The 23,990-nt window shown below is 69.6% G+C and carries 22 protein-coding genes; 10 read left to right on the top strand and 12 right to left on the bottom strand.

What is annotated here, in order from left to right; translation table 11 throughout:
* Nucleotides 1–90: 90 nt before the first annotated feature.
* The 6 genes from AB0C46_RS30445 to AB0C46_RS30420 form a co-directional block, all read right to left on the bottom strand.
* Nucleotides 91–273: a hypothetical protein gene (locus AB0C46_RS30445; protein ID WP_362831719.1), complete on the bottom strand. Its 183-nt coding sequence runs from the start codon at nucleotides 271–273 to the stop codon at nucleotides 91–93.
* Nucleotides 274–412: 139 nt separating this feature from the next.
* Entirely contained in the window at nucleotides 413–1,093 is a 681-nt protein-coding gene (locus AB0C46_RS30440; protein WP_362831718.1) for an alpha/beta hydrolase, read from the bottom strand.
* Between the two features lie 361 nt (nucleotides 1,094–1,454).
* The gene (locus tag AB0C46_RS30435; RefSeq protein ID WP_362831717.1) at nucleotides 1,455–2,492 is read right to left on the bottom strand and encodes a phenylacetaldoxime dehydratase family protein; all 1,038 of its coding nucleotides are present in this window, start codon (nucleotides 2,490–2,492) and stop codon (nucleotides 1,455–1,457) included.
* 408 nt (nucleotides 2,493–2,900) lie between these two features.
* On the bottom strand, nucleotides 2,901–3,470 hold the full coding sequence (locus AB0C46_RS30430; protein ID WP_362831716.1) for a CGNR zinc finger domain-containing protein: 570 nt from the start codon (nucleotides 3,468–3,470) through the stop codon (nucleotides 2,901–2,903).
* A gap of 22 nt (nucleotides 3,471–3,492) precedes the next feature.
* Nucleotides 3,493–4,263 carry an MBL fold metallo-hydrolase gene (locus tag AB0C46_RS30425; protein ID WP_362831715.1) on the bottom strand — a complete coding sequence of 257 codons (771 nt, stop codon included), beginning with the start codon at nucleotides 4,261–4,263 and terminating at the stop codon, nucleotides 3,493–3,495.
* Between the two features lie 302 nt (nucleotides 4,264–4,565).
* Entirely contained in the window at nucleotides 4,566–5,522 is a 957-nt protein-coding gene (locus AB0C46_RS30420) for a helix-turn-helix domain-containing protein (protein ID WP_362831713.1), read from the bottom strand.
* Nucleotides 5,523–5,548: 26 nt separating this feature from the next.
* Between AB0C46_RS30420 and AB0C46_RS30415 the strand changes: the two genes are divergently transcribed.
* A complete protein-coding gene (locus AB0C46_RS30415; RefSeq protein ID WP_362831712.1) occupies nucleotides 5,549–6,292 on the top strand; it encodes an ATP-binding protein in 744 nt (247 codons plus the stop codon).
* Nucleotides 6,293–6,525: 233 nt separating this feature from the next.
* Here the strand turns inward: AB0C46_RS30415 and AB0C46_RS30410 are convergent, their stop codons facing one another.
* From AB0C46_RS30410 to AB0C46_RS30400, 3 genes are all read right to left on the bottom strand, one after another.
* Nucleotides 6,526–7,839 carry an MFS transporter gene (locus AB0C46_RS30410; RefSeq protein ID WP_362831711.1) on the bottom strand — a complete coding sequence of 438 codons (1,314 nt, stop codon included), beginning with the start codon at nucleotides 7,837–7,839 and terminating at the stop codon, nucleotides 6,526–6,528.
* Nucleotides 7,836–8,456 carry an isochorismatase family cysteine hydrolase gene (locus AB0C46_RS30405; RefSeq protein WP_362831738.1) on the bottom strand — a complete coding sequence of 207 codons (621 nt, stop codon included), beginning with the start codon at nucleotides 8,454–8,456 and terminating at the stop codon, nucleotides 7,836–7,838. The genes AB0C46_RS30410 and AB0C46_RS30405 overlap by 4 nt, the downstream gene beginning before the upstream one ends.
* Nucleotides 8,457–8,709: 253 nt before the next feature.
* Entirely contained in the window at nucleotides 8,710–9,699 is a 990-nt protein-coding gene (locus AB0C46_RS30400; protein ID WP_362831710.1) for a LysR family transcriptional regulator, read from the bottom strand.
* Nucleotides 9,700–10,037: 338 nt separating this feature from the next.
* On the opposite strand from AB0C46_RS30400, the gene AB0C46_RS30395 reads away from it, so the two are divergent.
* From AB0C46_RS30395 to AB0C46_RS30360, 8 genes are all read left to right on the top strand, one after another.
* Nucleotides 10,038–10,793, top strand: coding sequence for a CoA transferase subunit A (locus AB0C46_RS30395; RefSeq protein WP_362831709.1), 756 nt, complete (start codon nucleotides 10,038–10,040; stop codon nucleotides 10,791–10,793).
* The gene (locus AB0C46_RS30390; RefSeq protein WP_362831708.1) at nucleotides 10,793–11,431 is read left to right on the top strand and encodes a CoA transferase subunit B; all 639 of its coding nucleotides are present in this window, start codon (nucleotides 10,793–10,795) and stop codon (nucleotides 11,429–11,431) included. The genes AB0C46_RS30395 and AB0C46_RS30390 overlap by 1 nt, the downstream gene beginning before the upstream one ends.
* A gap of 90 nt (nucleotides 11,432–11,521) precedes the next feature.
* Entirely contained in the window at nucleotides 11,522–12,700 is a 1,179-nt protein-coding gene (locus tag AB0C46_RS30385; RefSeq protein ID WP_362831706.1) for an acetyl-CoA C-acyltransferase, read from the top strand.
* A 7-nt stretch (nucleotides 12,701–12,707) separates the two neighbouring features.
* Nucleotides 12,708–13,460, top strand: coding sequence for a protocatechuate 3,4-dioxygenase subunit beta (gene pcaH / locus AB0C46_RS30380; RefSeq protein ID WP_362831705.1), 753 nt, complete (start codon nucleotides 12,708–12,710; stop codon nucleotides 13,458–13,460).
* Nucleotides 13,457–14,017, top strand: a complete 561-nt coding sequence (gene pcaG, locus AB0C46_RS30375; protein ID WP_362831703.1) for a protocatechuate 3,4-dioxygenase subunit alpha — start codon at nucleotides 13,457–13,459, stop codon at nucleotides 14,015–14,017. The genes pcaH and pcaG overlap by 4 nt, the downstream gene beginning before the upstream one ends.
* Before the next feature lie 40 nt (nucleotides 14,018–14,057).
* A complete protein-coding gene (gene pcaB, locus AB0C46_RS30370; RefSeq protein ID WP_362831736.1) occupies nucleotides 14,058–15,395 on the top strand; it encodes a 3-carboxy-cis,cis-muconate cycloisomerase in 1,338 nt (445 codons plus the stop codon).
* Nucleotides 15,392–16,510 (top strand): 3-oxoadipate enol-lactonase, encoded by a 1,119-nt coding sequence (pcaD, locus tag AB0C46_RS30365; protein WP_362831702.1) that lies wholly within the window; start codon nucleotides 15,392–15,394, stop codon nucleotides 16,508–16,510. The genes pcaB and pcaD overlap by 4 nt, the downstream gene beginning before the upstream one ends.
* A complete protein-coding gene (locus AB0C46_RS30360) occupies nucleotides 16,510–17,721 on the top strand; it encodes a 4-hydroxybenzoate 3-monooxygenase (protein WP_362831701.1) in 1,212 nt (403 codons plus the stop codon). The genes pcaD and AB0C46_RS30360 overlap by 1 nt, the downstream gene beginning before the upstream one ends.
* A 72-nt stretch (nucleotides 17,722–17,793) precedes the next feature.
* Here AB0C46_RS30360 and AB0C46_RS30355 read toward each other — a convergent pair whose 3' ends face one another.
* Nucleotides 17,794–18,891 carry a PP2C family protein-serine/threonine phosphatase gene (locus AB0C46_RS30355; protein ID WP_362831700.1) on the bottom strand — a complete coding sequence of 366 codons (1,098 nt, stop codon included), beginning with the start codon at nucleotides 18,889–18,891 and terminating at the stop codon, nucleotides 17,794–17,796.
* 591 nt (nucleotides 18,892–19,482) lie between these two features.
* Between AB0C46_RS30355 and AB0C46_RS30350 the strand changes: the two genes are divergently transcribed.
* Nucleotides 19,483–21,387 carry an FAD-dependent oxidoreductase gene (locus AB0C46_RS30350; RefSeq protein ID WP_362831735.1) on the top strand — a complete coding sequence of 635 codons (1,905 nt, stop codon included), beginning with the start codon at nucleotides 19,483–19,485 and terminating at the stop codon, nucleotides 21,385–21,387.
* Nucleotides 21,388–21,489: 102 nt separating this feature from the next.
* Here AB0C46_RS30350 and AB0C46_RS30345 read toward each other — a convergent pair whose 3' ends face one another.
* Nucleotides 21,490–22,644: a N(5)-(carboxyethyl)ornithine synthase gene (locus tag AB0C46_RS30345; protein ID WP_362831698.1), complete on the bottom strand. Its 1,155-nt coding sequence runs from the start codon at nucleotides 22,642–22,644 to the stop codon at nucleotides 21,490–21,492.
* Between the two features lie 93 nt (nucleotides 22,645–22,737).
* Nucleotides 22,738–23,940, bottom strand: coding sequence for a hypothetical protein (locus AB0C46_RS30340; RefSeq protein WP_362831697.1), 1,203 nt, complete (start codon nucleotides 23,938–23,940; stop codon nucleotides 22,738–22,740).
* Between the last annotated feature and the right edge of the window lie 50 nt (nucleotides 23,941–23,990).

Below are 23,990 nucleotides of genomic sequence, written 5' to 3'. Positions count from 1 at the left end.
CAACCGCCATCTGGCACAACTGGACCACCGGAGCCCCAGCCAAACGATCCCTGACCGCCTACGACCACTGAGAACATCGGACTCATTCATCTAGGTGACTTTCGTCCGAAGCAGCTGGTTGTTGGTCTGTGTGAGCCGTTGGCTGATGCGCAGTGGGCGCGGATCGAGCACGGCTGTATCAGCGGGCTGCTCGCCCAAGAACGCCCCGGGCTGGACACCGAGTTGCTTGCCCAGGTCCTGATGGGCGCACTCCGGGGTGGACGAAAAGGCCACGCGCCCGTGCTGCACGCTGCGTCGATGCAGCGTGCAGCACGGGCGCAGTATGCGCCGTACGGGCGTGACGGCTACCGCCTCGCCGAACCCGGCTGCAGGGCTGCCTGTTCCAGTAGGGGATGCGCTGGAAAGGCGGGTGTCACAGGCTCTTGGCGATGGTGTGCAGGTAGTTGGCCAGGTCCTGGGGGTGGGCGTACATGGGGCCGTGGCCGGTGTCCCATTCGGTGGTCTGTGCGCCTATGCGGTCGGCCATTTCGCGCTGGGTGGCGGCGGGCAGTGCGCGGTCCTGTGTGGCAACCAGGTAGTGCGAGGGCTTCTCGCGCCAGGCCGGGGTGCCGGACGGGGCGGCGTCGATGCCCAGGCGCGGGAACTTCTGGACGGCCGCGGCGAGCGCGATGCGTTCGGCGGGGGCGTCCGCGGCCACGACCGTCCCGTACGCGGGCCGGTCGATGTACGAGTACCCGTCGTCGGTGACCTTGAGGTGCTCGGGGAGTGCGCTGCCGGGGTGGCGCTGCACGAAGTCCCGGACCGACTCCCCCTCGTCGGGGGTGAATGCGGCGATGTAGGCCAGGGCCTTGACGTGGTCCTGGCCGGTGGCCGCGTTGGTGATCACCGCGCCGCCGTAGGACCAGCCCACCAGCAGCACCGGTCCGTCGACGGTGGACAGTACGCGGCGTACGGCCGCGATGTCGCCTTCCAGTGAGTCCACGGGGAGTTGGGCGGCGACCGGCTCGTGGCCCAGAGCGCGCAGTGCGGTGAGGGTCTCGCTCCAGGCGGAGCCGTCGGCCCACAGGCCGTGGACGAGGACGATGGCGGTCATGCGTAAGCCTCCGGGAAGTCGGGGGGAGTGGCGTGGGGGGAATCGCCGTTGCAGGAGAGGCCAGGAATGCCTCGACAGTGTCGCGACCTAACTGCTGAAATAGATGTTAGGGGTTAGATTGCGGGGGCGTCAACCGATCATGCGTCCTTGAGTGGTTAGATCGGGGGTGAGGCGTGACGGGTGGAGATGGGGACGGGGCGGGGGAGAGGGATGGCCGCGGCCGGTCCGCGCCTGATCGGAGAGCCCGTCTCGTGGGGGCTGCTGAACATTCGCTGGATACGCCGCGGCGCATGCCGCCTACGCCTCCACCGCGTACTCGACCCTGGTGTTCCCCTCGTTGCGTGCACGGCGCCGACCTCCGTCAGAAGGTGCCGGATACGCTGCGCTGACGGTCGGGGAGTGGCAGGAAGCCGGTCCTCGGGTGGCAGTTGATGTAGTCGGCGGTGACCGACCCGCTCGGCAGCACCGAGACCTCGTGCCAGAAGGCGACGTCCAGCGGCCCCTCCGCGCCGCCGGCCATCCGGTAGAAGCTGGCGTAGATCTCCAGGTGGGTGCGGTGTGAGCGGCACCAGGTCATGAGGTGCTCCAGCGAGGCGAACCAGGCGAGGGTGCAGGCGCGGTCAAGGGGCGTACCGTCGGCCGACTCCTCGACGAGGTTACGGGCCGCGATGCAGCCGGAATCGGGGTTCGTGGCGAGGAAGTCGACGCCCCGGTCTTTGACCGGCCTGACGTCGGCCAGGTACTTCTCGCGGTACAGGGTGCTGGCGGACCAGTCCTGGGCGGTACGGATCAGCGTGACGTTCCCGGGCACCTCCACAGTGATGCGCCGGCCGCGGGTCTCCCCCTCCCCAGGGGCGCTCGGTTCGAAAACCGGCAGTTCCGGCTCCAGTGCCTCGGTGGCCGACGCGGGGATACGGTCACGGGCGGCACCCCAGTAGTCGTGCACCGGGGTCTCGTGCATCTGGACCGCGTGGTGCTGGCACACGCCGCTGGTCGCGTAGTCGTCGCAGTGGTGACTGTGCAAGATCTCGTTGCGTTCGAGCGGGATGACGCATGCCTCGCGCCAATGGCCCACCGGTCCCTGGTCGGGCAGTCCGCTCCAGGCCGAGCGGACGGGGGCGGACTCCTGCCACTTGCTGTACGCCTGCGGGTCGTACCAGTACGCCAGCCACACCACGTTGTGCAACCCGGCGGTGTCGAGGAACGATCCGCGGTCCAGCACGTCCGGCCGGTGCTGCCCCGCGAAATGTCCCGCGAGTACGGCGGCGCCCTGCGCGGCTTCCTCGGCCGACGGCGCCTGGCAGGCGTACTGGACGAACACGAACGCCTCGGTGCCCTCCGGGAAACGGGCGGCGTAAGCGGGGACACGGGGAGTGTGGCCGGGGCCGGTCCTTGGCATGTCGTCTCCTTCTCAAGCCGTTGGTCGTGTGGCTGGAGGCTAGGAGCGGGCGAGACCCCCGTTTTGTCCGACAGCGCACGGCGACTTGGCCGTGAGCGCCGCATGGACCGGCCGGGGCAGAGCCGTCCAACGGGCCGGTTACTGTCTCCTCCAGGTGGAGAAGCAACGGTCAGCAGATGGATCCGGCGCGGCCGAATTGAGGATTGCCGAGGGGACACTTCCGGGCGGGGGCCAGCACCTGCCGTACCGAGCCGATCCGGCTCGCCGTTGAGGCCTGGCAAACGGGGTCGATGCCGATTGCCTCGCCGGGCGGACCCGGTGCCGAAAGGCCGTCAGGGGTTTGCGTGTTGCTCGCTGTGTGGGCCGTCGGCAAGGACGCCGGCTCGGCAGGTGGGCCACCGTCACCTGTCATGTTTGATCGCGACGCCGCTGGTAGTGCCGCGCGGCGCGCACGCGGTCTCCGCACATGGTGGAGCACCACTGGCGGCGGGCGTGTTCGCGGAGGAAGAACCGTATGCAACCGTGCGCCGCACATTGCCGAAGCGAGGTGCCCCGGGGGCCGCAGAGGACGTCGATGGCATCGGAGGCGATGCAGGCGAGAACGGCGTCGACGGTGTGGGGCGCCGTGGTTTTCCACTCGCTCCGGAGGGAAGGGGGGTGCCACCGAAGTTGCGCTGAGCCGGGCGCCCCGGCCGCTGCCCCATTGACGGTGCCGAGCGCGGCACTGTCGGGCGCGCTCTCCTCGATGGCCGCGGTGAACAGTGCGCGCACTGCTGCACGCAGCTCGGTGAGGCGGCCGACGTCGTGATCGCTGAACCGGAGCGGCTGGGTCGCGAGCCGGTGCCCGGCGACCCAGCCTTCCACGCTGTGCGCAGGGGCGAGGTGGTCGACTTCGCCCGTCGGTCCGCGGCGCAGAGTGTTCGCCAAGGCGACGGCGACGGAACGTTCTTCGCCGGGCGCCGGGTCGTACTTCACCATGGTTGCCAGCGTAATCGCCGGCTCACCATGCGAGGGTCTGCCCAGGCAGCAGCACGTGCAGCTGATCGCTGCGGCCGGCCGCGGCGAAGGCCTGGGCCACATCGGATTCGCTGTCGGTGTAATGGCTCCACCCATTGAGATGGACCGGAACGACAGCGTTCGCGCCCAGGAGGCCCGCGGCCTCGGCGGCGCGGGGCGCATCGAGCGTGACGAATCCACCGTCGAACTTGAACGGCAGGCTCGCGCCGCCCACGAACAGGATGGCCACATCGGGCTGTCCGGTGCGCTGCACGATCTGGCGTACGACGTCGACGGAGGCGTTGTCACCGCTGATGTAGATGCTGCGTCCGTCCGGCGCACCCAGCAGGAATCCGATGACGGTGCCGTTCACTTTTTCGGCGTCGGGGCCCGGCCCGTGCTGCGCCGGTACCGCGGTGATCCGCACGGATTCGCCGTGGACGTTCGAGACGGTGGTGGTGTCCCAGGGCTGCAGGCCCTGTGCGCCGTCCGCCAGCCGTTCGGCACCGCCCTTCGTGGTGAGTACCTGAGGAACCCCCGACAGATAGGCCCGGCCGGATTCATCCAGATTGTCGGGGTGCTGATCGTGGGAGAGCAGGACCACGTCGACCGGGCCCAGTTCCTCGGGCGAGACCGCGGGCCCCTTGATCTTGGTGACCGCGATGACGCCGTCATGTTCAAAAGTGCGGGGCGGGTCGAAGGTCGGATCGGTGAGAAAGCGCAGACCTGCGACGTCGATCAGAACGGTCGGCCCGCCTATCAGGCGAACGGACAACGGTGATGCCTGTGCGTGAGACACATACCCTCACTCTCATGGATAACGAACGTACTTTCCATGAGACAGGAGATGTCGCCGGAGCGCAAGGCCGCTCTGCCGGCCATCGGCGGCGACTCTGCCGCCGATGGCCGGCGGCGGGTGCCGTTCCGTGAGGTGCCGAAGAAGCGCAGGATGCGCGCCTCGTGCGCGCAGCGCCGGATCCGGTCGGGGGTGGCGCACAGCAGGTCCGGGTGGTTGCGGGGCCGGCACTCCGCGCGGTGCCGCGGCCGTGGTGTCCTGTGCCGGGCCCGGCTTCGGCCCTACTCGCCGGTCCTGCCGAATTCCCGGCATTCGCGCGGAGTCATGCCGTACGCCGCGCGGAACGAGCGGCTGAAGTGGGCGGGATCGGCAAATCCCCAGCGGTGGGCCACGAAAGCGATCGTGACGGGTGCGCGCCCCTGCCTGCTCAGTTCGCGCCGGGCCTCCTCCAGTCGGCGTTGCTGGATCCACCGGTGCACGGTGGTCCCCTCGCGCTGGAAGAGCTTGTGCAGGTAGCGCACCGAAATGTGGTGAGCACGGGCGATCGACTCCGGGGAGAGGCCGGGGTCGGGGAGGCGCTCGTTGATGTAGGTGCGGATCCGCGGCGAGAGCGACAACTGGTCGGCCTCCGCGGTGAGCCCCTGCCTCCCGCTCCGCTCGGCGATCAGAGTCTCCAGCAGACACACGGCGCTGGCGGCCAGCCGCGTGCTGCTCTCCTCTCCGTACGGGCCGGTCTGCTCAGCGAGGCCGGCGAGGAACGGAATGACGAGCTGTCCCAGCCCCTCGTCGCCGCGAACCGTCTCGGCGCTCATCCTGCGCAGATCCGCTTCGGGAATGCTGAGCAGCCGGCGGGGCAGCATGAAGACCTTCCACTCCACCGGCTCGCGGAAACCGAGCAAGAAGGGGCGGGCGGTGTCGTAGAAGGCAAGATCCCCCGGGTGCAGCGAGGCCTGCCGTCCGTCCTGTTCGACCACGGCTTGGCCCTTGCACAGCAACCCTATGTGCGTGAATTCCTCACCGGACGTGATGAGGCGGGGCCTCCGGGTCACGCAGTGGGGATCCGCGTCGACCGTGGCGATCCGCAGATTGCCCACCTGGTGGCTGGTCAGGGACCCGGCGAACGGGCCGGTGCCGGGCGTCGCCACGTCGAGCCGGACGAAAGTGTCACAGACCAGGTTGTGCCAGAAGGCGAGCTGCTCTCCCACTGGCAACGCGTTTGTCGACCACACGTCGCTCATGGCTCCTACATCGTATTCCACCGGCCATGCACGGCAACGTCTCCGAGTGGAGTCACTGCGTTGCGCACGGCATCCACGGGGGAGAACGTTCGTTTTCGGCCAAAGCGTGGTGCACGGCCGTCCAAGATCTGCTGCCGGGCGACCCTAGCGTCCCTGGCAGGAAGGGCGACCCCGCGCCCCGAACCCAAGCCGGAAACCGCGAAAGCGTGAGCTCCATGACTGTGAAGACGGCAGCACCGCGTCAAGGCGTCTCTGCGGCACCGGCCGCTTGCTCCCCCACTCTCCCGGACCACCCCACCGTCGTCGGTGGTGTCATCGACCGTAGTGGAGAGACGGTGCTCCGGGTTCCGGCCGATCTTGGATGTATGCACCGTGCCCGGAAGCTCGTCGTGCAGGCCGCCCGTAGCTGGGGGGTGCTGAGCGAGGCTTCGCTGGGCGACGTGGAGTTGTGCGCGGGAGAGGTCGTGGCCAATGCCATGGAGCACACCGGAGCCGCGAGCGTGGTCCGGGTGTCGGCAACCACGTCCGGTGTGCGGGTCGAGGTCGTTGACACCCACCCGCAGCTCCCCGGTCCTGCCCCGTCGGACGCTCAGGGCGAGTCAGGCCGTGGCCTGTTGCTCGTCGACGCGCTCGCCACCGTGTGGGGCGCCCATCCGACCGGGACCGGCAAGACCGTCTGGTTCGAGATCGCTGCCGACCCCCAACCGGCGGGATGTGAGGCACTGGGGCAGGCCGATCGCGGCACGGTGGGACAACGGCCTGCTGCCTGAGTGGACTCCGCCGGGTTCCCGTGCGCGGCCGGCGGAGTTCCGCCGTCCCGGTCTTCGCTCCCGTATCTGCTCCTCATCTCCCGTGCGGTGTCCCCCATCTCCCGTGCGGTGTCCCTGACTTCCGGCCGCTGGGGTGGCCGGCCGCAGCTGCCGCACCGGTGAACCATGTGGTCACCGGTGCTGCCGCTGCGGCCGGCCCGCGCCCCTGCGGGCGGGGACCGCCTCGCTGACGCCTACCGCCCTGCGGGGACGCCGACGCCGTCCGCTTCCGGGGCGGCGGCCCTCGTGGGTGCTGTCTCCGTGAGGAAGGATGTCGCCGTCACGCAGAGCAGCAGCCCGGCCAGGGCCAGGTAAAGCACGTACTCGATGCCGTAGTTCTGGGCGAGGAAGCCCGAGAGGGACGGGGCCACACCGCCGCCGAATATCTCCGCGACGCCGATCACGGTGCCCGCGGCGGCGGCCATCAGGCGCGGGGGGACGGACTCCACCGCCACGGTCCCGGCCAGCAGCCCCAGGCAGCCCATCGCCCCGAAGGCGACGAAGAAGAGCAGCACGAACAGCACCGGTACCACCGGGCCCTGGAGGACAAAGGCGGTCAGCATGCACATCGCCATCAGCAGGGCGACGACCGCCACGGGCTTGCGGCCGAACTTGTCGGACAGCCCCGGGACGACGAGCTGTCCGGCGAAGGCCCCGAACCCGATGCCGGACGCGATGACGCCCATCGCGGACGTGCCGATGCCCAGGTGGTCGACGAGGTAGCTCGGCACCATGGCGCTGAGTACGAAGATGCAGGTCATCGCCCCGCACAGGCCGAGGATGGCCAGCCGGATGTTGCGGTACCGGAAGACGTCCAGCCATCGGACCGCCTCCGGGGCCGTGGGCCCGGCGGACGTGTCGGATGCGGGCGGCGAAGACGTCGCCGGGGGCCCGGCCGGGACGGCGGACTCAAAGGCCGGCAGCTGGTCCGTCTCCCTGATCGTCCGGAAGATGAAGTAGGCCAGCACCAGCCCCGGAATCAGCAGGAGCCCGAAGATCCAGTGCCAGCTGGGCACGACCAGTAGCAGCTGGGTGGCGATGATCGGGCCCAGCCCGATACCGAACAGGGCGAAGGTGCTCTGCTGTATGCCCATGTTCAGGCCGCGGCGGTGCGGCCGTGACGCCTCAGCCGTGGCGGTTATCGCCGTCGGGGTGAACGCTCCCTCCGTGATGCCCATGATGACCCGGATGAGGAGCAGGCTGAACAGCCCGGTGGCGAAGCCGGTCAGCAGTGAACAGACCGAGAAGAAGACGAGCGACCCGACCAGGACCCTGCGGCGTCCCAGCCGGTCGGAGATCCCTCCCATCACCAGGGCCGCAATTCCCCAGGCCATCCCGAGGGCGCCGACGATGTTGCCGAGGTCCTGGTAGTTGAGCCCCAGATCCTTCATCATCGACGGAAACAGTGGGCTGATGATCCAGCGGTCCAGTCCCACAAGGCCGAAGCCGAGGGCCAGCAGGAGTACCGCCGAGCGCTCGTAGCGGATGTCGTACTCTCTTGGTTTCATTCCTCTTGTCCTTTCCGGCCTTCGCGGATCTCGGCGACCAGTTCCCCGGTCGAGAGCGCCCTGCCGAAGAATGTGCCGATGTTCTTTTCCGTGGCCGTCTGTGCCTCGTCGCTCAAGGCGCCGGTGGCGTCGCCGACAAAGGCAACCTTGTAGTCACGCATATAGGCGCCACGCGCGGTGGAATCGCAGCAGACCTCCGTGAGGGTCCCGATGATGATCACGGTGTCCACCTGGCGCGATCCGGAGACGGTCGCCAGTACGGTCTCCAGTTGCGTGTTGTGGAAGGCGTCGTAGCGGTGCTTTTGGACGACGGTGTCGCCGGGCCGGGGCTTCAGGTCGTCGATGACCTGGGAACCGAAGCTGCCTTTGCGCATGCCTGCCACCAGCAGCGCCGGGTTGTAGGTGGATTCGAGGGGGGACACGTTGAAGGTGTCCAGCAGAATGTGCTCGGTATAGATCACCGGTACCCCGGCCGTCCGGCACTCGCCGATGACTTCTTGCATGCGAGGTATCCGCCGGCGTGCCATGGGCACCTCCATGGGATGACCTGCCAGCACGAAATCATTCTGCATGTCTATGACCAGCAGTGCCGCTTTCTGCGGATTCACGCGCCACATCGCATTCAAGGGGTGGGCTCCCTTTGTATTTCGCATGCGGCCGGCCGGATTCCCGGCCTGCCTATTAGGCGCAGATCTTAACCACGGAACGCGTTACCCAAGACATAGCGTTTTTCTATACCGTCCTCGGCGCCATGGGTCTTCACGTTCGGGTTCGCCGATGGGGGAGTGTTTCCTTTGTGGCGCGTCCGCACGCAGAGCAGAAAAGGGCAGAAGCGAAGGTCCGGGCCCTTGTGGACTCACATCCCGGGGCTCAGCCCTCTTCCGTCTCCGCACCGTCCTCGGCACCCTCCGGGGAGCGGGCGTCCTCGGTCCCCTCTCCGGCGAGGAACCGGGCCACCGACCGGGCGAACGCTCCGGTCACGCCATGCTCCCGGCCGGCATCACTGAAGCCCACGGTCAGGCTGATCTCCGGAAGGACCCCGGGCATCCGGGTCGAGGAGAGTTCTGTATCCCGCCCCTCCCGCTGGTCGCGGACGACACCGGCCGGCAGCACCGTGACGCACTCGCCCAGCCCGATGAGCGCCTGCACGGTCCGGAAATCGTCGACGACGTGGAAACGCGAGATCTCGTAGGTGTCGATGAGCGCAGTCGTGATGCGCGCATGATGGGTCAGCACCGGGTTGTCGAACAGGATGAACCGGTAGCGGGCGAGCAGTTCCTTCAGCGCCGGGGCACTGATCTCCTCCAGGGCGGTGCCCCGCGGATGTACCAGGACCAGCTCCTCGGTACCGACGGTCTCGATGTCGATCGGATAGTCCCTGCACGTCGAGTAGAACAACCCCGCGTCGAGCTGGTTCAGTTCGAGCAGGTCGATCAGGGTGGCAGCCGGACGGTTGGTCACCCGGAAGTCGTCCAGCCGGTAGGTGTGGAGGGCAGCGTTCACCACGGCGCCCACGGCCCTCCCGGAAAGCCAGTTGTCGACACCGAACATGGCCTTGTGGGGGTGGTCCGCCACCTCCGCGAAGCTGCGGGGCCTGGGCCTGTCGTGCTTGCCGAGCACCGCCGAGGCATTCGTGAGGTCCCGCATGAGCTGGGCGGCATAAGGCAGGAAGTAGGCACCCTGCTGCGTCAGCCTGACGCCGGTCCAGGCCCGTTCGAAGAGGGCGAAGCCAAGACTCTCCTCAAGCCGCCGCAGCCGCTGGCTCATGGTCGGCTGGGTGACGTAGAGGCCGGCGGCTGCTTTGGAGATGCTCCGGTACTTGGCTACGGCCAGGAATGACTCAATGACCTCAAGGTGCACAGGTCGCCCCGTCTGCCGATGAGTGGGCTGCTGGTCGCCGGCAGGGATCGGGCTCAGCCGCACTGCGAAGGGCTGGACGAACCCCACCGCGACACCGGGTGTCCCGTTCGCGGGCGCTTCAGCGGACCGGCGCTCATGTGACCTGCTCCGGACCCGTGGGTTTGGTGGGGCGGGACATTACCACGGCGTTCCTTGAATCCCGCGCGGTTCCGGCGCAGGAGTCCAGGCGAGATGCGAGCGACCGTTGACAGGCGGGGCCGGCGGGCGCACACTCTGAGCCCATCAGCAACGAACTTTAGTTCACTTTGCGAACAGCCGTGGACGGCAAGGACTTCTCCATGGACAAGGTCAAGCAGACCGCTGCCGAAGCGGTCCTCGATATCACCGATGGATCGACACTGGCCGTAGGCGGCTTCGGCCTCAGCGGCGTGCCGAACGTGCTCATCCAGGCGCTCTTCACCCAGGGCGCCGGACGCCTGAGCGTGGTGTCGAACAACTGCGGCGTCGACGGGGCCGGGCTCGGCCGGTTGCTCGCCGCCGGCCGGATCGCCCGGGTAACGGGCAGCTACGTCGGCGAGAACAAGGAGTTCGCCCGCCAGTACCTGGGCGGCGAGCTGGAGGTGGAGCTGATCCCGCAGGGCACGCTCGCCGAGCGGCTGCGGGCCGGCGGCTGCGGCATCCCGGCCTTCTTCACACCGGCCGGCGTGGGCACCCAGGTCGCCGACGGTGGCCTGCCCTGGCGCTACGGCACCGACGGCAGCGTGGCACTCGCCTCGCCGGCGAAGGAGGTCCGGGAGTTCGACGGCCTCTCCTGCGTCCTGGAGCGCGGAATCAGCACGGACTTCGCCCTCGTCCGCGCGGCCAGGGGCGACCGGCACGGCAACCTCGTCTTCCACAGCTCCGCGCGGAACTTCAACCCGCTCGCGGCGATGGCCGGACGGATCACGATCGCCGAGGTCGAGGAACTGGTCGAGCCGGGCGTGCTGACGCCCGACGAGATCCACCTGCCGGGCGTCTTCGTGCAGCGGGTCGTGCCGCTCACCGCCGACCAGGCCGGCGACAAGCAGATCGAGAAGAGGACGGTGCGAAGCTGATGGCCTGGAACAGGGACGAGATGGCGGCCCGTGCCGCAGCGGAGTTGCGGGACGGAAGCTACGTCAACCTCGGGATCGGACTGCCCACGCTGGTGCCGAACTTCCTCCCCGAGGGGGTGGACGTGGTGCTCCACTCCGAGAACGGCGTCCTGGGTGTCGGCCCGTACCCGACGGAGAGCGAGGTCGACCCGGACCTGATCAATGCGGGCAAGGAGACGGTCACCGTCCACCCGGGCGCCAGCTTCTTCGACTCCGCGCTCTCCTTCGGCATGATCCGCGGCGGCCACATCGACGCAGCGATCCTCGGCGCGATGCAGGTGTCCGCCGGCGGCGACCTGGCCAACTGGATGATTCCCGGCAAGATGGTCCGGGGCATGGGCGGGGCGATGGACCTGGCCCACGGCGCCCGCAAGGTCATCGTGCTCATGGAACACACCGCGAAGGACGGCTCCCCGAAGATCGTCGAGGAGTGCTCGCTGCCGCTCACCGGCACGTCCTGTGTCGACCGGATCATCACCGACCTCGGCGTCCTCGACATCACCCGGGACGGGCCGGTCCTGATCGAGACCGCGCCCGCCGTCACGGCCGACGAGGTGGCCGCGCGTACGGCGGCGCGCCTGCTGGTCGCCGTCCACTGACCCACCGTCCCACCCTCACCTGCCCGAACGGCCCGGCCCCCGGAACAACTGCCGGCCCGTCGGGTGGTGCCCACCCCTTCTGGAGCCCTCATGCGCGACGTCTACATCGTCGATGCCGTCCGCACCCCCATCGGCAAGTACGGCGGCGCCCTCGCCGCCGTCCGCCCGGATGACCTGGCCGCCCACGTGCTCAAGGCGCTGGCCGACCGCACACCACAGCTCGACCCGGCGCGGATCGACGACGTGTTCCTCGGCAACGCCAACGGTGCGGGAGAGGAGAACCGCGACGTCGCCCGGATGGCCGTCCTCCTCGCCGGGCTGCCGGTCACCGTCCCCGGGACGACCGTCAACCGACTGTGCGGATCGGGACTGGAAGCCGTCATCCAGGCCTACCGGGCGGTCGCGGTAGGGGACGCCTCGATCGCGGTTGCGGGCGGCGTCGAGTCGATGAGCCGTGCGCCCTGGGTGCTGCCCAAGCCCGAACGGGCCTTCCCGGCCGGGCACCAGGAGCTGTACTCCACCACCATCGGCTGGCGGATGGTCAACCCCCGCCTCGACGAGGCGTGGACGGTCGCGCTCGGTGAGGGCGCCGAGCTGATCGCCGAGAAGCACGCGATCACCCGCGAGGCCCAGGACGTCTTCGCGCTGGCCAGCCACCACAAGGCCGCGAGGGCCTGGGCGGCCGGTGCGTACGACGCGGAGGTCGTCCCGGTCGGCGGCACCGGCCTGAGGGGCGATGAGACCGTCCGCGACAACGCCGCCCTGGAGGCACTCGCCAAGCTCAGGCCGGTCTTCCGCAAGGACGGTACGGTGACCGCCGGCAACGCGTCCCCGCTCAACGACGGGGCGGCCGCGCTGCTGATCGTCGACGAGGCGGGCCTGACGGCCACCGGCCGCGAGCCGCTCGCCCGGATCAGCGCCTCGGCCGTCAGCGGCATCGCACCGCAGTACTTCGGTCTCGGCCCGGTCGAGGCCACCGGCCGGGCGCTGGCGAAGGCGGCCCGTACCTTCGACGAGCTGACCACCTTCGAACTGAACGAGGCTTTCGCCGCCCAGGCGCTCGGCTGTCTCCACCACTGGCCCGAGCTCGACCCCGCCGTCGTCAACCCGCGCGGTGGCGCCCTCGCTCTCGGCCACCCCCTTGGTGCCTCCGGCGCCCGCATCGCAGGAGCCGTCGCCCACCAGCTCGCCGCTGCGGGCTCCGGCACCGGACTGGCCGCGCTCTGCATCGGCGTCGGCCAGGGGGCCGCCCTCGTCCTGGAAAGGTAGAACACCCATGACGCTCACCCAAGCGGACGTCAGCCGCGAGATCGCGGCCCAACGGCAGGCGTATGCCGCGTCGGACGCGGTGCGGCACCACCCGGACCGCGGCTACGCCCCCTATCGCAGCAGCGTGCTGCGCCACCCCCAGCTGCCGATGACCGTCGTGGCGGACCCGGAGGCGGTGGAGCTGAGCGGGCCGGTCTTCGGTGTCACCGACGTCACCGAGCTGGACTCGGACCTGACCCGTCAGCACCACGGTGAGCCGCTCGGCGAGCGGATCACCGTCACCGGCCGTGTCCTCGACCGCGACGGCCGGCCGGTGCGCGGCCAGCTGGTGGAGATCTGGCAGGCCAACGCCTCCGGCCGCTACGCCCACCAGCGCGATCAGCACCCGGCCCCGCTGGACCCCCACTTCACCGGCGCCGGCCGCTGCCTGACGGACGACCAGGGGCAGTACGCCTTCACCACCGTCAAGCCCGGTGCGTACCCGTGGGGCAACCACCTGAACGCCTGGCGGCCCGCACACATCCACTTCTCGCTCTTCGGCACCGCGTTCAGCCAACGCCTGGTCACCCAGATGTACTTCCCCGGCGACCCGCTCCTGGCCCACGACCCGATCCTGCAGTCCGTCACCGACGACGCCGCCCGGCAGCGCCTCGTCGCCACGTACCACCACGACCTGTCCACTCCCGCATGGTCGCTCGGCTACCGCTGGGACATCGTCCTCGACGGCCCCGCCGCCACCTGGACCGGAGAAGGCCGATGACGCTTCCCACTCCCTCGCAGACGGTCGGCCCGTTCTACGGCTACGCCCTGCCGTTCCCCGGCGGCGGTGACCTCGCGCCCGCGGGGCATCCCGAGGCGCTCACCCTGCACGGGCAGGTTCACGACGGTGCCGGAGAGCCGGTCCCCGACGCGCTGCTGGAGTTCTGGCAGCCGAGCCCCGCGGGCTCGCGGACCGGATGTCCCGGTTCACTGCGCCGCGACCCGGTCACCGGTGGCTTCCTGGGCCGCAACGGTGTCGATTTCACCGGCTTCGGACGGGTCGCCACCGACGCCGACGGCCACTACGCGCTGCGCACCCTCCCACCCGGCGGAGTGCCCTACCTGTCGGTGTGCGTCTTCGCCCGTGGTCTGCTCCACCATCTCTACACGCGGGCCTACTTGACCGACCACCCGCTGTTCCCGGCAGACCCCCTGGTCAGAGCCCTGGATCCGGCACGGCTCGGCACGCTCGAAGCGCGCCCCGAGGGGGAGCGGGTGCGCCGGTTCGACATCCATCTGCAGGGGGAGAAGGAGACGGCGTTCCTTGTCTTCGACTGAGCAGGTGACCGACCACGACCAGAGGCCCGACGACGTCGGGATGCTCTCGCCGGTCTGGGCCGGCTCCGCGGTGGCCGCAGCCACCGGCGACGCCGCCTTCCTGCGGGCCATGGTGGACGCCGAGGCCGCCCTCACCCGGGCCCAGGCCGAACTCGGCCTGGCACCCGCCACCGCCGCTACGGCCGTGGCCGAAGCCGTCACCGACCACGACCTGCGCAGTCTGGCGCGGCGCGCCCGCTCCGCCGGCAACCCCGTCGTCCCGCTGGTCGCCGACCTGACGGCGGCTGTCGGCCCCGAGGCCGCCCCGTACGTCCACCGGGGCGCCACCAGCCAGGACATCCTCGACACCGCGATGATGCTGGTTGCCGCCAGGGCCCTGGACCTGACCCTCGCCGACCTGGAGCGCACCGCCCGGACGCTGGCCGGCCTGGCCCGCGCGCACCGGGACACGGTGATGGCGGGACGGACCCTCACCCAGCATGCCGTGCCGACCACTTTCGGCCTCAAAGCAGCCGGCTGGCTGGCCTTGGTCATGGACGCCCGCAACCGACTGGACGACTCCCTGCGCGGCCTACCCGCCCAACTCGGCGGAGCGGCCGGAACACTGGCGGCCTTCCACGCCTTCGCCGAGGCCGACGGCGCCGCCGCCGACCCGGCACTCGGGCTGCGTCTGCTCGCCGCTTACGCCCGGCAGACCGGCCTCGCCGAGCCCGCCCTCCCCTGGCACACTCTGCGCACGCCCATCGCCGACCTCGGCGCCGCTCTGGCCTTCACCGCCGGCGCGTTGGGCAAGCTGGCCGCCGACGTGCTCACCCTCTCCCGCACCGAGATCGGTGAACTCGGCGAAGGGAGCGGCGGTGTCTCCTCCGCCATGCCGCACAAGGCCAACCCGGTCCGCGCCACCCTCATCGCGGCCGCCGCCCGGCAGGTCCCCGCGCTGGCCTCCGTACTCTTCGGTGCCCTGGGCGCCGAGGACGAGCGCCCGGCCGGCGCCTGGCATGCCGAATGGCAGACGCTGCGCGAGGCCCTCCGGCTGGTCGGCGGCGCCGCCCGCGACGCCGCCGAGCTGACCGCCCAGTTGCGCGTCCACCCCCACCGCATGGGAGAGAACCTCGACCGGACCGACGGGCTGATCGTCACCGAGCACCTTGCCGCGGCCCTCAGCCCCCTGATCGGCCGTGGCAAGGCCAAACAGGCCCTGTCCAGGGCCGCCCGCCGCGCCGCCGAGGAGGGCCTCGACCTCGAAGCGGCCCTGGACAACGAACCGTCGCTCGCCGGCCTCCTGCCCAAGGAACGCCTGCGTCACCTGACCGACCCGACCAGCTACCTGGGCTCCGCCGGCGCTCTGGTGGACCGTGCCCTCAGGGAGGCACCATGAACAGCCCCGGGCCACACCCCCGCGTCGACGGAGCGGCCTGGGCTCCGCCGCTCATCCTGGGGCCCTCGCTCGGCACCTCACTCGCCGTCTGGGAGCCCCAAGTGCCGGCGCTCGCACGGCACCACCGGGTCATCCGCTGGGACCTGCCCGGCCATGGGAGCGCACCCGCATCGCTGATCCCCGCCGCCGGCGCCACCATCGCCGACCTCGGCCGCTTGGTACTCAACCTTGCCGACTACCTCAGCATCGACCGCTTCGCCTACGCGGGCATCTCGCTCGGCGGCGCCATCGGCAGCTGGCTCGCCGTCCACCACCCCGAGCGGGTCGGCTCCCTCGCCCTGGTCTGCTCCTCCGCGCACTTCGGCGAACCCCGCGCCTGGCACGAACGCGCGGCACTGGTCCGGAAGGAGGGCACCGAACAGCTCGCCACCAGCGCGGCCGGGCGCTGGTTCACCCCGGGCTTCACCGGCGGCGCCGCCCTGGTCGAGGACCAGCGCGCCGCCGACCCCGGCGCCTACACCGCCTGCTGTGACGCCCTTGCCGCCTTCGACCTGCGTGCCGACCTGCACCGCATCACCGCGCCCACCCTGGTCATCGCCGGACGGGAGGACCGGGCCACCCCGCTCGCCCACGCCCGCGAACTGGCCGACGGCATCCCGGGAGCCGCTCTCACGGAGATAGCCGGCGCAGCCCACCTGGCCGGCGTCGAACAGCCGGAACACGTCACGGCCGCACTCCTCGGCCACCTCCCGGGCAGCACCGGGGCGACCGTGCGCCGGGCCGTCCTCGGCGACGCCCACGTCGACCGCGCCACCGACCGCACCACCCGATTCACCGCCCCCTTCCAGGACTTCATCACCCGCTACGCCTGGGGTGAGATCTGGACCCGGCCGGGGCTGGACCGCCGGACCCGCAGCTGCGTCACCCTCACCGCCCTCGTTGCCGGCGGTCACCACGAGGAACTCGCGATGCATGTACGCGCCGCTCTGCGCAACGGCCTCACCCCCGACGAGATCGGCGAAGTCCTGCTCCAGACCGCTGTCTACTGCGGCGTCCCCGCCGCCAACGCGGCCTTCGCCGTCGCTGACCGCACCCTCCGTGAGGAAGAGAACTGATGCACACTACCGTCGGCATCATCGGCGGCGGCCCCGCCGGCCTGCTGCTCGCCCGGCTCCTGCACAAGGCCGGCATCGACAGCGTCGTCCTGGAGAGCCGCGCCCGCTCGTACGTCGAACAGCGCCAGCGCGCCGGCATCCTCGAACAGGCCACCGTCGACGTACTGCGCTCCGTCGGCGCGGGAGCGCGCATGGACCGCGAAGGCCTGGTCCACCACGGCATCGAACTGCGCTTCGACGGCCGCGCCCACCGCATCGACTTCCCCGCCCTGACCGGTGGCGGCAGCGTGATGGTCTACGCCCAGACCGAGGTGGTGAAGGACTTGATCGCCCTCCAACTCGCCGAAGGCGGCCCGCTCCTCTTCCACGCCCAGGTCCACGCGGTCGAGGGCGCGGACACCGACCGCCCGACGATCCGTTTCGCCCATGAAGGCCGCGAGCAGAGCCTCACCTGCGACTACGTGGTCGGCTGCGACGGCTTCCACGGTGTCGCTCGACACGCCGTTCCCGAGGTCCTGCGCCGCACGTACGAGCGGACCTACCCGTACTCCTGGCTGGGCATCCTGGCCGATGCGGCGCCCGCCTACGGGGAATTGATCTACGCCCACTCCGCACGCGGATTCGCCCTTGCCAGCATGCGCTCGCCCACCGTCAGCCGCCTCTACCTCCAGGTGCCCAACGGCACCGACCCGGCCGAATGGCCGGACGCGCGGATCTGGGACGAACTTGACGCTCGCCTCGACCAGCCCCTGGTACGCGGCCCGATCACCGCCAAGTCCGTTCTGCCGATGCGCAGTTCCGTCACCGAGCCGATGCGCCACGGCCGGGTGTTCCTGGCAGGCGATGCCGCCCATATCGTCCCGCCCACCGGCGCGAAGGGCCTCAACCTCGCGGCCGCTGACGTCATCGTCCTCGCCGAGGCCTTCGCCCACCTCGCAGCGACCGGGTCCACACAGCTCCTGGACACCTACTCCGACACCTGCCTGCGGCGCGTCTGGCGGGCCGAGCACTTCTCGTACTTCATGACGACCACCCTGCACGCCGACCCGGCGCAGTCCACCTTCGACACCCGGCTGCAGCTCTCCCAGCTGGAGCGCATCACCACCTCACCGCACGCCGCCGCCGAACTCGCCGAGAATTACGTCGGGCTTCCCCTCGGCCCGGCCCTTCGATCGGGCGGACACGGCACCACCGCACGACTCCGCGCCTGACGCCCGGGGCACGAGAGCGGCCGACGGCCGGCCGCGGACCGCCTGCGCCACATGGCCGCGATCCGGTCCGGCCTACTCCGAGGGTTCGCACAGGCGCACTGCGAGGGCGGCGATGTCGTCGTCCAGGCGTCCTCTGCTGTAGCGGAGGAGGTCGCGGTGGAGAGCCGTGAGCAGCTCGTGGGGCGGCGTCGGAGGCTGTTGGCGTATCCAGGCCGCCAGCGGGAAGAACCGGCCGTCGCGGGCGCGGGCCTCGGCGACCCCGTCGGTATAGAGAAGGAGCAGGTCGCCGGGGGCGAAGTCGAAGGTGTCGATGGTGTAGTGATCGCCGATCAGCTCCGCGAGGTTGAGCAGCGGCGAGGGGGCGGTGGGTTCGAGGGCACGGAGTTCCCCGCCGTTCAGGAGCAGTGGTGGCGGGTGTCCGCAGTTGAGGATCCCGATTCGCCCGCCCCCGTGCGGGATCTCGACAAGCAGGGCGGTGGCGAAGCGCTCCATCGGCCCGTCGGGAGGAAAGGCGGCGTTGTAACGGGTGCTGCTGGCGTCCAGCCGCCGCGCGACGCTGACCATGTCGGCCTCGCCGTAGGCCGCCTCCCGGAAGGAGTTGACGATCGCCGCGGCCGCCCCCACTGCGGGCAAGCCCTTGCCCCGGACGTCACCGATGAGCAGTCTGACCCCGTATCGCGTGTCGACCACCTCGTAGAAGTCCCCGCCGATACGGGCCTCCGCCGCGGCCGCGAGATACAGCGACTCGATCTCGACGCTCCCGAAGCGGCGCGGCATCGGACTCAGCACGACCTGCTGCGCCGCCTCGGCGACGAGCCGCACCTGAAAGAGGGTCCGCTCCCGCTGGAGTCGGACATGACTTCCGTACGCGGCCGCCACGGTGACCGCGATGATCCCCGCAGCCGTCCACCACGTCCCCAGGCCGGGGAACACGATGCTGAGGCCGATCATCAGAAAGAGGCAGACCGTCCCCAGCAGGACGGTGGGGAGCACCGGCCACATGGCGGCGGCGAGGGCGGGCGCCGCGGGCAGGAGGCGGCTGAAGGCCACGTCCGGGGGAGTGGCGTATGCCAGGCCGGCGATGACGACGGTCAGGATCACCGGCGACAGCCGCACCAACCTTCGCCGGCCGTGGCGACGACGGAGCCGCGGCTGTCCAGACTCGATCACACTTCACAGAATATCTACGCAAAGACGACATAGCGCTCCGACGGATCGGAGTCGGCCGCCTGCCCTGGTCCGGCTTGCCGGCTTTGGTGGTGTCGCACGCAGCTGTTCCGCGCGACTCCGGTCAAGGTCGGCGGAAGTCTGTGCCCCCCCGCGATAGCACCGCCGCCTCCAGCGGGGTGTCTCTGTGCTGTGCTCAGGCCTTGCGGCCGGCGGCCGAAAGGATGCCGGTAATCGAATGTACGTGCGGAGGATCTCTTGGCCTGCCGAGGCTGCAGGCCCCAGGTGCCGGCCTTGCCCCGCGCCACCCGGTCACCTGACGTGCAGTGCCCCATGCCGCGTGTAGCGGTTCGAGTGGTTTACCGTCCTCGTCCGTGTGAATGCACTGGCTCTGCGCCGTTCGTATGCCAAGTGTGATGCCCGATGAGTACACAAGACATGAGCACCCCAGAGCTGAGCACTCCAGAGCTGAGCACTCCGAGCACGAAGAACACGGACGCGTCGAGCGAGGAGCGACTCGCGCCGGATGCTTCACGCGCCTCGCTCCCCTCGCCCCGGTCGCACGGCGCGCAGCCCTCACGGCGCTCCGTGGTCATGGCGACCGGTGCCTCGGCGCTCGCTGCCGGGCTCACCGCCGCCTCCGTCACGCCCGCGACCGCGTTGAGCCCTGCCGCCGCACCCTCGACGGCGCCGGCCGAGGTGCTGCCCGGCGTCGATCCCAAGGCGTACACCACGGTCGCCCGCGCCATCGCCGTCTACGACGAGCACGACAAACCCCTGGTCCCGGCCTACGTGAAGGCCATCGAGAACGGTTTGCCCGCCAGCGGGGCGAAGGCAACGAAGCGGGTCCTGATCGTCGGGGCCGGACCGGCCGGTCTGCTCGCCGCCAACCTGCTCAAGCGGTCAGGCCACGATGTCGTGGTGATCGAGGCCAACGGCAACCGTGTCGGCGGCCGCATCAAGACGTTCCGCAAGGGCGGCCACGAGAAGGGGGAGCAGCCCTTCGCCGACCCCCAGCAGTACGCCGAAGCCGGGGCCATGCGGCTGCCCGACAGCCACCCGCTCCTCATGGCACTGATCAAGAAGCTCGACCTCAAGCTCCAGGAGTTTTACCTGGTGGACGTGGAGGTCGAGAACCCGACGAAGCAGGCCAACCGCACCTGGATCCACGTCAATGGCATCCATATGCGCCGTGCTGACTACGAGAAGAACCCCCAAAAGATCAACGACACCTTCGGTGTCACGGGCCCCCACCGCACGAAGACCGCCGCTGCCATCCTCGCGCAGGCCCTCGAACCCGCACACCAGCTCATCCGGGGCAAGAAGGGGACGGCTCTCGTCAACGGATGGGCCGAGGTGCTCAAGAAGTACGGCCACTGGTCCATGTACCGGTACCTCACCGAAGTCGCCGGACTCGACACGAGGACCATCGACCTCATCGGCACCATCCAGAACCTGACCTCGCGGCTGCACCTCTCCTTCACGCACAGCTTCCTGTCCGCCGCGCTGATCGACCCCAAGACCAAGTTCTGGGAGATCAAGGGCGGCACCGCGCTGCTCGCCGACGCGCTGTACGCACCGGTGAAGGGGAAGGTACGGCTCGACAGGCGCGCCTTACGCATCGAACACCACGGCGGCAAGGTCAGGGTGCACACCGTTTCCGAGGACTGCCAGACCGGCGACGGGGGTGTCACGGAGGTCTTCGAGGGTGACGAGGCGATCATCACCGTCCCCTTCTCCGGACTGCGCCACGTGGCCTTCGACCCTCCGCTCGCCTACGGCAAGCGCCGGGCCATCACGGAACTGCACTACGACGCCGCGACCAAGGTGCTGTTGGAGTTCTCCCACCGCTGGTGGGAGTTCACCGAGGCGCAGTGGAAGGAGGCGCTGAACTCCATTGAGGACAAGCTCTACGAGAAGTACAAGGCGGGCGGGGTCAAGAACGGCAAATACCTCGGCGCGCACAAGTCCGTGAAGGACCTGGGGGTGACGATCCCCGGCGAACTCAAGAAGTGCTTCGGCGTCTTCCGGCCCGTCATGAGGAACGAACCGGATGCCGCTCATGTCCGTGGCGGCGGCACCGTGAGCGACAACGCCAACCGCTTCATGTACTTCGAGCACGCGCACCCCGTGGAGGGCAGCGACGGAGGCATCATGCTCGCCTCCTACAGCTGGTCCGACGACGCCCTCAAATGGGATGCCTTCGCCGACAAGGAACGGTATCTGCGCGCGCTCGCCGGAGTGCAGGCTGTCTTCGGCCGCCGCTGCGAGGTCTTCTTCACCAACAAGTGCAAGACGCAGTCGTGGATGCGCGACCACTATGCCTATGGTGAGGCTTCTGTGCTCTTTCCCGGCCAGCACACGGAACTGTTCCCCGACGTCCCCGGATCCGAGGGGCCGCTGCATTTCGCGGGGGACCACACGTCCATCAAGCCCGCCTGGATCGAAGGCGCCCTCGAATCCGCCGTCCGGACGGCCTTGAAGGTCCACACGGGCTGACAGGGGTGATCGGACGCCTGGGGGTGGTGTCACCGGGTCCGAGGGAGCGCCCGGTCGACTGCGTACCCGGTGCGGGTACGCCGTCGACCGGGCGGCGCCGGCTCAGAGCACGGCGTGCGGGTACTGCTCGGCGCGGTTCTGGAAGGCCAGGACCGCGGGGTTCTGGATGGTGCCGCCGCGGATCTCGATCGCCCGGCGGATCGTCACGTCACCGTCCCAGCCGGCCGGTCCGTCGAGGACCGGTCGCAGGAACGGGATCAGCGCCTCGCTGTTCTCCCAGGTGGCCGCGTCCCACAGGTAGGACGGGCTGTGGTCCACGCCGTAGTAGTGGACGTGGTCGCCGATGGTGAACATCGGGTCGTTGAAGGTGGTCGGCCGGGCCCAGGCGAAGCCCATGCCCTCGTCGCAGGAGACGTCGATGACGAGAGTGCCGGGCGCGAGCTTCGGCAGGTCCTCCTTTATCAGGAACATCAGCGGCGCCGCGGTGTCCTGGAGTACGCAGTTGACGATGATGTCGTGCCGGGCGAGGAACTCGGCCAGAGGCTCCGGGCCGTCCTCGGTGAGCGCGATGCTGCGCCGTGGATCGAGGGTGTCGTCGGCCACGTCGTGGTCGAAGTGCACGATCCGCGCCGAGTGGATCGGTGAGCTGACGGCGGTGACGCCGCGGGCGGTCAGCACGTCCACGTCGTGCACGCCCAGCGCGCTGAGCGCGGTGACCGCGCCGCGGGCGGTGGCGCCGAAGCCGATCACCACCGCACGCCGCCGGCGCCCGTAGTCACCGGTCGCACCGGTCAGCTGCATGGCGTGCAGCACCGACGAGTAGCCGGCCAGCTCGTTGTTCTTGTGGAAGACGTGCAGGTTGAACGAACCCTCCTGGGTCCAGTGGTTCATCGCCTCGAAGGCGATCAAGGTGAGCCCGCGGTCGATGGCGGCCTGCGTGACCTTCTCGTCCTGCACGCAGTGCGGCCACCCCCACAGCACCTGCCCGTCCCGCAGCTCCTCCAGATCCTCGTGCAGTGGTTTGGCCAGCAGGATGACGTCACACTCCGCGATCAGCTCCTGGCGTGTGCGGAAACCGGCGACCAGCGGTGCGAGCCAGCTGTCGGGGACACCGAAGTGCTCTCCGTAACCGCTCTGCAGATAGATGCTGGGCCGGAGGTCGGCGTCGATGCGTGCGAAGTGCGCTGGGTGGATCGGCAGACGGTGCTCGTTCTCTTTACGGGTCTGCGACATGATTCCGAGCTTGAGCTGCTGCAAAGTACCCCTTTGATTACGCCCTGTTTAACACACCTCCGGGGCGCGGGGGCCCGGGGCGGCGGCGCTCCTTCGGGCCGGGGGCTCCGGTGGGCGTCAGCCGCGTCCGGTGAACTGCTGGCCTACCCCGAGTTGGCGCAGGTCGGCGAGGACCTGGGGGTCCTGGGCGTCGAGCCAGTCGCAGAGCTGGCGGAAGGAGACCATGCGGACGTCCTTGTGCTTCTCGTCGGCGATGTGCTTGATCGCTTCCTCGACGGCGTCCATGTAGATGCCGCCGTTCCACTCCTCGAAGTGGTTGCCGACGAAGAAGGGGGCCCGGTTCGTCTCGTACGCGCGCTGGAAGCCGGCGATGTAGGCGTCGGTGGCCTGCTTGCGCCAGCGCGGGTAGTTGGCCGGCGGGCCCTTGGTGGAGTTCTGGGACTGGTTGTACATCAGGTTGTAGTCCATCGAGAGGACACCGGCGGGGAGGCCGCCGAACGGTATGGACTGGAGCGGGAAGTCCCATATGCCCTGCTTTTTGGTGGGCCAGACCTGGAGGCCGCCGCCGGAGCTGGCGTCGTATCGCCAGCCGCGCTTCCGTGCCGTCGGCAGCAGATTGTCCTGGCCCTTCAGGCAGGGCGTACGGCCGCCGACGAGTTCCTTGCTGTAGTCGAAGGGCAGCGCTTCGATGTCGGTGAAGCCGGTGTGGGTACGCCACTTGGTGACGAAGTCCATGGCCTGCTCGATCTCGGAGTCCCACTGGGCGGGCGTCCAGTGCTCGACCGTGCCGGTGCCGTCGCAGAAGTGGCCGTTGAAGTGGGTGCCTATCTCGTGGCCCTCCAGCCAGGCCCCGCGCAGGTTCTTCAGCGTCTCCTTGATGTGGTCATCGGTGAGATAGCCGATGGCGGAGGCGCCGACGGGGTTGTTCGGGGGCCGGTACAGGCGCTTCTTCGATTCGGGCAGCAGATACAGCCCGGAGAGGAAGAAGGTCATCGAGGCGTTGTGGTCGCGGGCGAGCTTGCGGAACCGCGGGAAGAGGCCATTGCCCACTTCGCCCGCCCCGTCCCAGGAGAAAACCACGAACTGCGGGGGCTTCTGGCCCGGCGCCAGGCGCTCCGGCTTGGGCGGCTGGTTCGGCTGCTTCCCTGTGAAGGCGGTCGAGCCGTCGCCGATCGGCTTGGCCGGTGTCGTCTTGCCGGGCCCGGTGCCGACCTTGCCGGAGGCGGACGACCCGGAGAAAGGGGAGCAGCCGGCGACGGACAAAGCGGCCGCCGCTCCTGCCCCGAGCCCGAGCATCCCTCGTCGGCTGTATTTACGCATATCGGCCCCCATGGCATTCGTTCGGAGTTCTTGTCAGTGGGACGCCCAAG

It is taken from the genome of Streptomyces sp. NPDC048637 (assembly GCF_040650675.1).
Taxonomy (GTDB): Bacteria; Actinomycetota; Actinomycetes; order Streptomycetales; family Streptomycetaceae; genus Streptomyces.
The sequence above is the reverse complement of the archived record's forward strand: the minus strand, read 5'-3'. Positions and strand labels throughout refer to the sequence as shown.